The following is an 11,373-nucleotide window of genomic DNA, read 5'->3' as shown; positions in this document are numbered from 1 at the left end:
CCCTCACTCTTCGATTTTCGCGAGTATATCGTTCACATCGATGATGATGTAGTCCTCGTCATCGATCTTTATCTCTGTACCAGCGTACTTGGAGAAAATCACTTTATCCCCAGCCTTAATGTCGAACTTCTCGTCATCATCGATCTTTCCTACCGCAACGACCTCAGCTTTCATGGGTTTCTCTTTTGCTGAATCCGGAAGCACAATTCCTCCTTCGGTCTTCTTTTCCTCCTTGATGGGTTTAATCAGCAATCTTTCGCCGAGAGGTATCACCTTCATGCTTCATCCCTCCTCTGGAAAATTTTTAGCACTCTCGATGCATGACTGCTAATATAAATATACAACTTTTTCCATGCGACTTCAAGCACAACAATTTAAGAGAGAATGACAGAAAAATTACGATATAATTAAACGCGGGCTAACGATGTTTAAAACCACATTCCAAAAACGTAAGGGGTGCTTAAAGCACCCCCGTTTCTTCTGGTGGAGGCGGGGGGATTCGAACCCCCGTCCGAAGATGGAAGCCCCTGGGCTTCTCCGAGCGCAGCCCGTGTTTTCTGTCTCGGGAAGGACCCCCCACGGGCAGGGTGTCTCTTCCCACAGCCTTCCTGTACCTTCCCAATCTGGGCCGGAAGGCGGAACCCAGATCGGTAGGCTGGTTCTCTCACGCCCTCTTCCAAGGCCCAGCCAACCTTGGAGAGGACGGCCGCCTATCTACTAGGCGGCAACAGCAACAGGTTCGTTGGCACTTATTCGAACTCCCACCTTTTTTACGAGGAGGTGGGGACCTCGGCTCGCTTCCCAGGGGACTCCATCCCCGTCGAACCCATTCGCCCCCTGGTTCTGCCATAATAATTATACCACTTTCCTTGACTTCATTCTCCCCGGGAAGGTTCAGAGTATTGTATAATCATATGAAGGTACAAGAAAATCGACCAGGAGGTGTACTTTGTGACAGCATACGTTATACGAAGATTGCTTCTTCTTCCCCTGATACTCCTCGGTGTAACGTTCATTGTGTTCTCGATGATCCAGTCACTTGGACCCGACAAACTGCTGGCCGCTTACGTGAATCCGAACATGCTGGACAAACTGACACCAGAACAGATGGATGCCTTGAAGGAAAAGTACGGTTTGAACGATTTCTTCGTGGTTCGGTATGGCAAATGGCTTTTCAACACCCTGAGAGGAGACCTCGGATGGTCACTCGTTGGGAAAGAACCTGTGAAAGACGCTCTTTTGAAGAGACTTCCATATACGGTTGAACTCGCGCTCTATGCCATATTCCCGGTTATATTCGTTGGTATCTGGTTAGGTGTGAAGGCTGCCGTGCACAGAGGAAAATTTCTGGATCACTTCATCAGAATATTCGCCGTTGTGGGCTGGTCTTTTCCGGATTTTGTGTTCGGCCTACTCGTTTTGATGATATTCTACAGCATTCTAAACTGGCTCCCTCCTGGAAATCTCAGCATATGGGCTGAGGAGGTGATCAGATCCCCCGAATTCCACCGTTACACGAAACTCATCACAATTGACGCTCTGTTGAACGGAAGGTTCGACGTTTTTTGGGACGGTTTGAAGCACCTCATCGGTCCCATCCTGACTCTTTCCTGGCTCTGGTGGGCGTATCTTTTGAGGATCACAAGATCCAGTATGCTTGAAGTCTTGAACAAAGAATACGTGAGGACAGCCAGGGCAAAGGGACTTTCAGAAGATGTGGTCATAAACAAGCACGCCAAAAGAAACGCCCTCATTCCCGTTACCACGGTGGCAGGTGGTATGGTAATTGGGCTGTTCTCTGGAACGGTGATCGTGGAGACCGTCTTCAATAGAACAGGGATAGGAAGTTTCACGGCACAGGCAGCTCTTCAGCTCGACTACGCGTCCGTCATGGCCTCAGCTCTATTCTTCTCCACGATCCTAGTGATAGGAAATCTCATCATAGATATACTCTACGCTCTCATAGATCCCAGAATAAGACTCGGATGAGAGGTGAAATGACGTGAATCAGGAGTTGAAGAGGATCTTGAAGAGATTTTTTAAGGACCCATCTGCGGTTATAGGACTTTCCCTGGTTCTTTTTTTCACGGTGGTGGCTATCCTCGCCCCCATTATCGCACCTCCCGTTCATCCACTCACGAGGATGAAACTACCAGATCCTTACTTGATGCCTGTTGTAAGCTGGAATCAGAGTCCACAGCCTCCCACCCATAAAACGGACGCTATCACGAAGAATCCCAACAGAGAACCAATACGTGGAGTGGATTACCATCCGTTTGGTGTCATAGGTGGAAGAGACATATTCTACGGTGTTGTCTGGGGAACAAGGACCGCCTTCAAAATAGGAATAATAGTAACTCTGGCGAGGCTTCTAATAGGGATTCTGATAGGATCCATCTCTGGTTATTTCGGAGGATGGGTAGACGAACTCCTCATGAGGATCACCGATATATTCCTCTCCATCCCGTTCCTGATAGCCGCTGTTGTTCTGACGACAGTTCTTGGAACGGGTCTGGACAAAGTCATGATAGCAATGATCATATTCGGCTGGATGGGAGCAGCGAGGCTCATAAGAGGAAACATCTTGCAAGTGAGGGAAGAGCAGTTCGTCCTCGCGGCAAAGGCGATCGGTGTGCCAGACTTTCTCATCATACTAAAACACGTGCTCCCAAACTCCATTTTCCCCGTTCTGATTTGGGCGTCCATGAACATGGGATCTCTGGTGATAACGGCTGCTGTGCTCAGCTTTCTCGGTCTTGGGGCTCCCCAGGGATACGCGGACTGGGGATCCATCCTCAGCTACTCCAGAGATTGGATGATGGAGATCGGAAAACACTGGTACGCTCTCGTTTATCCGGGAACCGCCATGGTCTTGTTCGTCCTCGGATGGAATCTACTGGGAGATGCCCTCAGGGATGCCTTCGATCCAAGGCTCAAACTCTAAGGAGGGATCGAGTTGAAAGAACCCTTGCTTCAAGTAGAAAATCTCAAGACATACTTCTATACAGAAGACGGCGTTGTGAAGGCCGTTGATGGCGTTTCGTTTGACGTGTTCGAAGGAGAAACCCTTGGAATCGTTGGAGAATCTGGGAGTGGAAAGAGCGTGACCTCGCTTTCCATAATGAGACTTCTCGATCAAAACGGGAGAATCGTCGACGGAAAGATCGTCTTCAAGGGGAAAAATCTCCTCGAGCTCTCGGAGAGTGAGATGAGGAAGATTCGAGGAAAAGAGATCGCCATGATCTTCCAGGAACCCATGGTGGCGCTGAACCCCGTCTTTACCATCGGAGACCAAATTATGGAAGCGATCATGCTTCATCAGAACGTTTCCGAGAGAGAAGCGAGGAAGATGGCGATAGACATGTTGAAAAAAGTTGGGATTCCAGAGTCCGAGAAGAGAGTCGACGAGTATCCTCACCAGTTGTCTGGTGGCATGAGGCAGCGTGCCATGATTGCCATGGCACTTTCATGCAGGCCGAGTCTTCTGATAGCGGACGAACCCACGACAGCTCTGGACGTCACCATCCAAGCACAGATCCTTGAACTCATGAAGGAACTTCAAAAAGAGTATGGGATGGCCATCATTCTCATCACTCACGATATGGGAGTCATCGCGGAAGTGTCGGACAAAGTGGCTGTCATGTACGCAGGGAAAGTGGTGGAATATGGAGACGTGAAGACCATCTTCAACGAACCGAAACATCCCTACACTTATGCGCTCCTCGAATCCACTCCGAGGATCGATATAGATCATGAAAGGTTGAAGAGTATACCCGGAAACGTCCCCGATCCCCTCAACTTTCCCAGGGGGTGCAAATTCCATCCGAGATGTGAGTTCTTCATGAAAGGAAAGTGTGATGTTGAAGAACCTGAACTGGAAGACCTCGGAGGCCACAAGGTCAGGTGCTTCTTCTGGCAGAAACTCGATGAGATCAGACGCACAAAAAGTGAGGTGTGAGATGTGAGCAAGGAAATCGTGAGAGTGGAAAATCTCGTGAAATATTTTCCCATAAGAGCTGGAGTTTTCAAGAGGATCGTCGGATGGGTCAAAGCAGTGGACGGCGTGAGTTTCAGCATAAACGAGGGTGAAACTTTCGGATTGGTGGGAGAATCGGGATGCGGCAAAACCACCGTTGGAATGACTCTCTTAAGGTTATACGAACCAACGGCAGGACGAATAATCGTGAGCGGAGAAGACACGACCTATTACTTCATGCCCCGATCCAAGGCGAAAGATTATATAAGAAGAACGTATGTGAACAGGTTCAAGAAGATGAAAAAAGAAGACATAGAAAAGCTCGATGGAGTGGATAGAAAGTACGCTCGTCTTTTCTTCGAAGAAGCGAAGGCCTCACCGAAGAAGTTCATGTTTATCCTCCTCAACGATCTGAAGGAAAAAAGAAAAAAGTTCAGGAGAGAAATGCAGATAGTTTTCCAAGATCCGTATAGTTCTCTAAACCCCAGGCTGAGAGTGAGGAGTATAGTGAGAGAAGGTATTGTCACGCACAAGCTCGCACGTGGTGAAGAGGTTGAAGAGAGGGTCAAAGAGATCCTCGAGGACGTTGGTATCCCTTCTGCCTACATCTACAGATTTCCCCATGAGTTCTCCGGAGGGCAGAGACAGAGAATAGGCATCGCAAGAGCCCTTGCACTGGAGCCGAAGCTTGTCGTGGCAGACGAGGCAGTGGCCGCCCTCGACGTTTCGATAAGGAGTCAAATCATAAACCTCATGGAAGATCTCCAGAGGGAGCACAAGCTCACCTACATCTTCATTTCGCATGACCTGGCCGTCGTGAAACACATCAGCGACCGAATCGGTGTGATGTACCTCGGAAAGATGGTGGAACTCGCTCCGAAGAAAATCCTGTTCGAAAATCCTCTGCACCCTTACACCGTAGCTCTGATGTCGGCGATACCGGTGCCGGATCCGAACAAGAAGAGGAAAAGAATAATACTGAAAGGAGACGTGCCGAGTCCCGTAAATCCGCCTTCTGGATGCCGGTTTCATCCAAGATGTCCCATAGCAAAGGATGTATGTGCCAAGGAGGAACCTCCCCTTCGGGAGATCGAGGACGGGCATTTCGTTGCCTGTCACTTTCCGGGTGAGCTGAGATGAAAAGGCACTGGCTCCTGTTACCTTTAATAGTGAGTGTCATATTGTTTTTCAGAATCAAGTGGGATGTGAAGAAGATCTACGTGAAAGATCTAGAACTCAAAGAGGTGGTGAAGAAGATCCTCGTCGAAAAGCACTACAGGTTTTCCTTTGTTGACAGCGAGAAGAACGCTCTAGTGATTGAAGAAGACAGAGTAATTCTGCCACCGAACGGTGTGGTCCTTCGTTTAGACTGGAGTAACGAAGAAAAGGAAAAGGTGAAAAAACTGGCCGAATCCTTATTCCAAAAAAGAGTGATACTCTCGGCCACAGAAACCGAGATCGCCACCAGGGATGTGATGCTGGAGAAAGCGTTAGATAGCTTTTTTAAAGGAGATAGCTCTTTTTTCGAGAACGAATACTACTGTGGAGACATCTACCTGTTTTCTGAAAGTAAGTGCGTTGCAAGGTACGATCCCAGAACGGAAGAACTCGTCTTTTTCGGTCCGTAGGAGGTGAACACTTTGGCAGCACTTCTCGAAGTGAAAAACCTGAGCACATGGTTTTACATGGAAGAAGGTGTGGTGAAAGCGGTAAACGACGTGAGTTTTACTTTGAATTCCAATGAGGTGCTCGGGATCGTAGGAGAAACGGGCTCCGGAAAGAGTGTGACAGTGAAATCCATTATGCGTCTCATAAAACCCCCAGGAAAGATCGTGGACGGTCAGGTCATGTACAAAGGACAAGATATTCTGAAAATACCAGAAAGGGACATGCACAGGATTCGTGGAAAAGAGATATCAATGATCTTTCAGGATCCGATGATGTCTCTGAACCCCCTGTACACGATCGGCGATCAGCTCATGGAAACTATCAGACACCACCTGGGTTACGACAAAAGAAGGGCCTACCTCAGGGCTGTTGAAATGTTAGAGCTCGTCGGAATCCCTGAACCGGAAAAGAGAATGAACAACTATCCCTTTGAGTTCTCGGGGGGAATGAGACAGAGGGTGGTCATAGCGATCGCACTTTCCTGTAATCCTAGCGTGTTGATAGCGGACGAACCCACGACAGCTCTGGACGTCACCATCCAAGCACAGATCCTCGAACTCATGAAGGAACTTCAGAAAGAGTTCAAAACGGGTCTTCTGTTCATAACACACGACCTCGGAGTGATCGCGTCCATGGCGGACAGGATCATGGTGATGTACGGTGGAAGACAGATGGAGATTGGAACGTCTGATCAGATCTTTTATTCCCCACGCCACCCGTACACGAAGATGCTTCTGAGAAGCGTACCAAGAGTTGACAAGAGATTAGAAAAGCTCGAATCCATACCTGGCCAGCCCCCCAGGATGGTGGACATACCACCTGTGTGTCCTTTCTTACCACGCTGCCCCAGAAGGATCGACAGATGTTTAACCGAGATGCCGGAACTCGTTGAGATAGAAGAAAATCATTTTGTGAGGTGCTTCAACCCTATTGAGGAGGAAGTGAGCGTTGAGAGAAATACTTGAGTTTCAAAGGAAAAAAATCGCAGAGTACTACGTTTACGGAAGATTGGCCAAGAAAGGTTCTAGGAAGAACATCAAGATCTTTCTTTCTATAGCTGAAGATGAAAAAAGACACTACGAAATCTTCAGGAAGATCACAGGAAAAGAAGCCAAGCCTTCGATGTTTCTGGCTTTCTGGTACATGCTCTTCGCCACTTTGTTCGGTCTCACTTTTGCCCTGAAGCTCATGGGAGGAAACGAGAGAAATGCTGGGAAAGCCTATGAAAAGATAGACCTTCCCGAAGTGGTTAAAATCATGAAAGACGAGGAAAGGCACGAAGAGGAGATCCTGAACATGCTCGATGAGGAACGTTTGAACTATGTCAGCTCCACGGTTTTTGGCCTTAACGACGCCCTGGTTGAGTTGACGGGAGTACTTGTGGGTCTCACCTTCGCCTTCCAGAACTCCAAGATAGTAGGGCTTCCCGGACTGATAACAAGCATAGCGGAGGAACAAGCCGAAAGAACTAACCCTTTACGAGGCAGCACTGTACACGGGTCTTGCTTACACAGTTACCGTTGCAATACTTGTGAACCCCTTCCTCGTTCTCGGGAATCCTTTCGTGGCCCTGGTGTTCACACTGACTGGAGCCATTCTGGTTGTTCTTTTCTTCACCTTCTTCGCTTCTGTGGTCAAGGAGTTCAGTAGCTACTTTTTGGAGATGTTCCTCTTCAGCTTCGGTGTGGCTGCTTTCTCTTTCCTCGTCGGAGTGATCGCTCGAAGGATCTTTGGAATCGAAATATAAGGAGTGTCGAAAATGATATGGAACGATACCGTTTTTTGCGTCGTGGACACAGAAACCACCGGAACCGACCCTTTGGGTGGAGATCGCATAATTGAAATAGCCGCTGTCCCCGTGTTCAAAGGGAAAATTTTCTTGGACAGGGCGTTCCACTCCCTGGTGAATCCCCATGTTAGAATACCCGCTTTGATTCAAAAAGTACACGGAATCAGCAATGAAGAAGTGGAAGAAGCTCCTGACATGGGAACAGTTTATGAACTCTTCAGAGATTACGTGAAGGGGACTGTTCTTGTTTTCCACAATGCCAACTTCGATCTCACGTTCCTGGACATGATGGCAAAGGAAACCAGAAACTTCCCGCTAGCGAATGCTTACATAGACACGCTGGACATCTCTGAAGAGATCTTCGGAAGACCGCATTCGCTGAAATGGCTCTGTGAGAAACTCGGTGTGAAGGACAAAATAGAGCACCGGGCACTCTCCGATGCAGTGGTAACCGCGAAGGTCTTCGTGAGACTGGTGAAACTGCTTGGGGAACACAAGGTGGACGACTTCATACGAAAGAAGTGGAGGTAAAACCATGGTGAAGAACTACGTTCTTGACACGAATGTTCTGATTCACGATCCAGATTCCATATTTTCTTTCGAGGACAACAACGTCATCATTCCTCTACCGGTTCTGGAGGAACTGGATAAGTTGAAGAGAGAACACGGCAGCGTGGGTAGGAACGCACGTGAGGTGATAAGACGCCTGGATGCACTCAGAAAAAAGGGAAATCTCAGAAAGGGTATCCCTTTGGAGAACGGGGGAACACTGCGTGTTCAGGTGCTGGACAGGGAAGTGGAAGGAGTACCGCGCTTTCTTCATGAAAGATACATGGACAACATCATTCTCGCTTACGTGATAGACATCATGAACAAAGAGAACATTCCCACCATACTCGTCAGTAAAGATATAAACCTTCGTGTGAAGGCAGATTCACTTGGAATACCCGCCCAGGACTATCTCACGGACAGATCAGAACTCGAAACCATGCCGAAAGGCTATGTGGAGCTCCAGGACGAAGAACTCAAAAGAGCGCTGGAGAATGAAGAGGTGGTCGAAAAGAAACTGGATCTTCTTGACAACTTCTACATCGATCTGGGAGAAGTTTACGGCAGATACAGAAGGGGAAAGATCGTTCGCGTAGAATCTTCCGAGATAATGGGGATATTCCCCAGAAACAGGGAGCAGATCTTTTCCATGGATGCACTCCTGGACGATGAAATTCCTCTTGTGTTCCTCGTAGGAATAGCGGGAACGGGAAAGACTCTTCTGGCTCTCGCAACCGGTCTTTACAAAGTGCTGGTGGAAAAACACTACAGAAAACTGATTGTGACACGGCCCACCGTTCCGGTGGGCCGTGATATAGGATACCTTCCAGGGGAGTTGGAAAAGAAGATGAAACCGTGGCTTCAACCGATAATGGACAATCTCGAGTTGATCTCATCTCTCTCTGGGTTGAAAATCAAGGAACTGGAGAAACAGGATCTTCTGGAGATAGAAGCTCTTTCCTTCATCAGAGGAAGAACGATACCGAAACAGTTCATCATCATAGATGAGGCACAGAACCTCACTCCGCACGAAGTGAAGACAATACTTACACGCGTTGGTGAGGACACAAAGATCGTGCTGGTCGGCGATCCATATCAAATAGACACACCGTACCTGGACAAGGACACAAACGGACTGGTCTACGCCGCTCTGAGACTCCTCGAATCGGATCTTTCTGCCGTTATAAAACTGGAGAAAGGAGAGAGATCAAGGCTGGCTACCATTGCCGCCGAGCTTCTGTGAAACATCTCTCAACATCTCGTCCAACATGGTACTCTCGACGAAAGAGGGAGAAAGCTGATAGAGGAATCCCCTTCCGTGTCTTTTCTTGCGAACCACTCCCATCTTTTGAAGAGAAGACAGAACGGTCGACGAATCCTTCCCCCTGAACGCGTCTATCTCGCTCTTCGGCAGTGGCCCAGAGAGAAGAAGCAACGCCACGATTTCCATCTGGGTTTCGGTGAGATTCTTATACTTTCGTCTGGTTATTTTGGAAACGAGATCCGCGTACTCAGGCTTTGTGTAAAATCGATACTTACCCGCGACTTCTCTCAAGATAACTCCGTGCTCCGACCTTTTGTATTCTTTGACCAGCTCCTCGAGAACCTCCTTCACCTTCTCTTCGTCCACTTCGAGCACCCTTGCCAATCTCTCCGATGATATGCCATTTGAGGCGAACAGAAGAGCTTCGATAGCGGCCTTAAGGTGCATGGGCGAACCTCCTGATCCTCATATCTTCGAGAAGGACGAGCTTTCCGATCTTCACAAGTTCCAAAATGGCGAGTAACCTCACTATGAGCTCGTAGACGCTCTTCGCACGAGAGAGCAAAGAGAAGATTTCCACTTCTCCATCGATCTCCTCGAGGATCTTTTCCATCATATCTTCCACAGAGAGGATCTCACCCCTCACACGGTGGACAGATTCGCGGAGAGCCTCTTCTTTCCAGATACGCTCCAGAATCTCTCTGAACTTCTCCAGCCTTTCGGCCTTTCCGAAAAAAGGGGTCTTCAACCGAACGGGTTTCCTCTTCAAAAGAGACGCCTCTTTCCTCAACCTCTGGACGATCTCCTTCACTTTCGTATATTCTTCCAATCTCCTGTACAGCTCTTCTTGTTTCCTTTCTATCTCTTCTCTCTCTTTCTCCCTTACTCTCGGGATGAGAAGTTTAGACTTCAGCTCCATCAGCGTAGACGCCATCTCCAGAAAATCGGACGTGATCTTCATATCCAGCCTTTTCATGTGCTCCAGGTACTCGACGAATTCGTCTGCAAGCTGAGATATAGGAATTTGCCTGATGTCCACCTTCTTCTTTTTCACAAGATACAGCAGAAGGTCAAGAGGTCCTTCGAAAACTGGAAGCTTGAAAACGAGTTCCATCTTCTCACCTCAGAACATGAGATTCATGGCCCTTCTCACTTCTTCCATAGTCTGGCCAGCTGCTTCCCTGGCTTTCTTCGTTCCCTCGAGAATCACGTCATCCACATAATGTGGATCTTCGTCTATTTTGGAAAAGTTTTCCCAAATCGGTGCCAGTTTTTTCTTCATGTTCTTCAAAAGAAGCTTTTTACAGTCGACACATCCGATCCTAGCCGCTGTACATCCTTCCCAGACCCATTTGCTCTCTTCTTCGCTTATATCGAAAGCCTGATGATATTTCCAGACAGGACAGTTTTCCGGATTTCCAGGATCTGTCCTCCTCACTCTAGCTGGATCCGTCATCATTTTCAGAATGGTCCTCTCCAGCTCACTCTCCGAAATTTCAAGATTTATGATGTTCCCATAACTTTTGCTCATTTTCCTCCCATCCGTCCCCGGGAGCTTGGGTACCCTAGAGAGTATGGCATCCGGTTCGGGAAACACTTCCGCGTACAGATGGTTGAACCTTCTGGCAATTTCCCTAGTGAGCTCTATATGGTAGACCTGATCCTCACCAACGGGTACTCCTTCCGCTTTATATATCAGAATGTCTGCAGCCTGAAGGACGGGATATATGAGAAACCCCGCGGTGGACAGATCCTTGTAGTTTAGCTCTTTCTTTATCTCCTTGTAGGTGGGAACCCTTTCGAGGCGCGATACGGAAACTATCATACTGAACAGGAGTGCCAGCTCCGCATGTTCCTTCACACCGGACTGAACAAACACCACGGACTTTTCAGGATCAATTCCACAGGCGAGGAACCCCCTCACCAGATCTCGTGTGTACTCTTTCAACTGAGAAACATCGTCGTAGTGGGTCGTCAAAGCGTGCCAGTCGGCTACGAAGTAGAAACACTCGTTTCCCTCTTCTTGAAGCTTCACCCAGTTCTCCAGAGCCCCCACCAGATGGCCTATGTGAAGTTTCCCCGTTGGTCTCATACCGCTCAAAATTCTCAACTTCTATCCCTCCGTTT

Annotated in this window: 13 protein-coding genes and 1 other RNA gene; 9 read left to right on the top strand and 5 right to left on the bottom strand. The window is 48.3% G+C overall.

Annotated elements, in window-relative coordinates:
* Nucleotides 1-3 precede the first annotated feature (3 nt).
* Nucleotides 4-279 (bottom strand): co-chaperone GroES, encoded by a 276-nt coding sequence (gene groES / locus J7K79_RS01145; protein WP_296904241.1) that lies wholly within the window; start codon nucleotides 277-279, stop codon nucleotides 4-6.
* A gap of 202 nt (nucleotides 280-481) precedes the next feature.
* Nucleotides 482-838: a transfer-messenger RNA gene (gene ssrA / locus J7K79_RS01140) on the bottom strand.
* A 113-nt stretch (nucleotides 839-951) separates the two neighbouring features.
* Between ssrA and J7K79_RS01135 the strand changes: the two genes are divergently transcribed.
* The 9 genes from J7K79_RS01135 (at nucleotide 952) to J7K79_RS01095 (ending at nucleotide 9,225) form a co-directional block, all read left to right on the top strand.
* Nucleotides 952-1,989, top strand: a complete 1,038-nt coding sequence (locus J7K79_RS01135; protein ID WP_296904239.1) for an ABC transporter permease — start codon at nucleotides 952-954, stop codon at nucleotides 1,987-1,989.
* 13 nt (nucleotides 1,990-2,002) lie between these two features.
* Nucleotides 2,003-2,944: an ABC transporter permease gene (locus J7K79_RS01130; protein WP_296904236.1), complete on the top strand. Its 942-nt coding sequence runs from the start codon at nucleotides 2,003-2,005 to the stop codon at nucleotides 2,942-2,944.
* A 12-nt stretch (nucleotides 2,945-2,956) separates the two neighbouring features.
* The gene (locus J7K79_RS01125) at nucleotides 2,957-3,958 is read left to right on the top strand and encodes an ABC transporter ATP-binding protein (protein ID WP_296904234.1); all 1,002 of its coding nucleotides are present in this window, start codon (nucleotides 2,957-2,959) and stop codon (nucleotides 3,956-3,958) included.
* 3 nt (nucleotides 3,959-3,961) lie between these two features.
* On the top strand, nucleotides 3,962-5,116 hold the full coding sequence (locus tag J7K79_RS01120; RefSeq protein WP_296904232.1) for an ABC transporter ATP-binding protein: 1,155 nt from the start codon (nucleotides 3,962-3,964) through the stop codon (nucleotides 5,114-5,116).
* Nucleotides 5,113-5,604, top strand: coding sequence for a hypothetical protein (locus J7K79_RS01115; protein WP_296904230.1), 492 nt, complete (start codon nucleotides 5,113-5,115; stop codon nucleotides 5,602-5,604). Before J7K79_RS01120 ends, J7K79_RS01115 begins: the two co-directional genes overlap by 4 nt.
* 12 nt (nucleotides 5,605-5,616) lie before the next feature.
* On the top strand, nucleotides 5,617-6,609 hold the full coding sequence (locus J7K79_RS01110; RefSeq protein WP_296904228.1) for an ABC transporter ATP-binding protein: 993 nt from the start codon (nucleotides 5,617-5,619) through the stop codon (nucleotides 6,607-6,609).
* Nucleotides 6,593-7,294 carry a VIT1/CCC1 family protein gene (locus J7K79_RS01105; protein WP_296904226.1) on the top strand — a complete coding sequence of 234 codons (702 nt, stop codon included), beginning with the start codon at nucleotides 6,593-6,595 and terminating at the stop codon, nucleotides 7,292-7,294. Before J7K79_RS01110 ends, J7K79_RS01105 begins: the two co-directional genes overlap by 17 nt.
* A gap of 109 nt (nucleotides 7,295-7,403) precedes the next feature.
* A complete protein-coding gene (locus J7K79_RS01100) occupies nucleotides 7,404-7,964 on the top strand; it encodes a 3'-5' exonuclease (protein WP_296904224.1) in 561 nt (186 codons plus the stop codon).
* 4 nt (nucleotides 7,965-7,968) lie between these two features.
* On the top strand, nucleotides 7,969-9,225 hold the full coding sequence (locus tag J7K79_RS01095) for a PhoH family protein (protein WP_296904222.1): 1,257 nt from the start codon (nucleotides 7,969-7,971) through the stop codon (nucleotides 9,223-9,225).
* Here the strand turns inward: J7K79_RS01095 and scpB are convergent.
* Genes scpB through trpS form a run of 3 tightly spaced genes read right to left on the bottom strand, consistent with a single transcriptional unit; the run spans nucleotide 9,190 to nucleotide 11,356 of the window.
* On the bottom strand, nucleotides 9,190-9,693 hold the full coding sequence (gene scpB / locus J7K79_RS01090; protein WP_296904220.1) for an SMC-Scp complex subunit ScpB: 504 nt from the start codon (nucleotides 9,691-9,693) through the stop codon (nucleotides 9,190-9,192). The two genes, J7K79_RS01095 and scpB, sit on opposite strands and share 36 nt — an antisense overlap.
* On the bottom strand, nucleotides 9,683-10,360 hold the full coding sequence (locus J7K79_RS01085) for a ScpA family protein (protein WP_296904218.1): 678 nt from the start codon (nucleotides 10,358-10,360) through the stop codon (nucleotides 9,683-9,685). The genes scpB and J7K79_RS01085 overlap by 11 nt, the downstream gene beginning before the upstream one ends.
* Before the next feature lie 9 nt (nucleotides 10,361-10,369).
* Entirely contained in the window at nucleotides 10,370-11,356 is a 987-nt protein-coding gene (gene trpS, locus J7K79_RS01080) for a tryptophan--tRNA ligase (protein WP_296904216.1), read from the bottom strand.
* Between the last annotated feature and the right edge of the window lie 17 nt (nucleotides 11,357-11,373).

The organism is Thermotoga sp. (genome assembly GCF_021162145.1).
GTDB lineage: Bacteria > Thermotogota > Thermotogae > Thermotogales > Thermotogaceae > Thermotoga.
The sequence above is the reverse complement of the archived record's forward strand: the minus strand, read 5'-3'. Positions and strand labels throughout refer to the sequence as shown.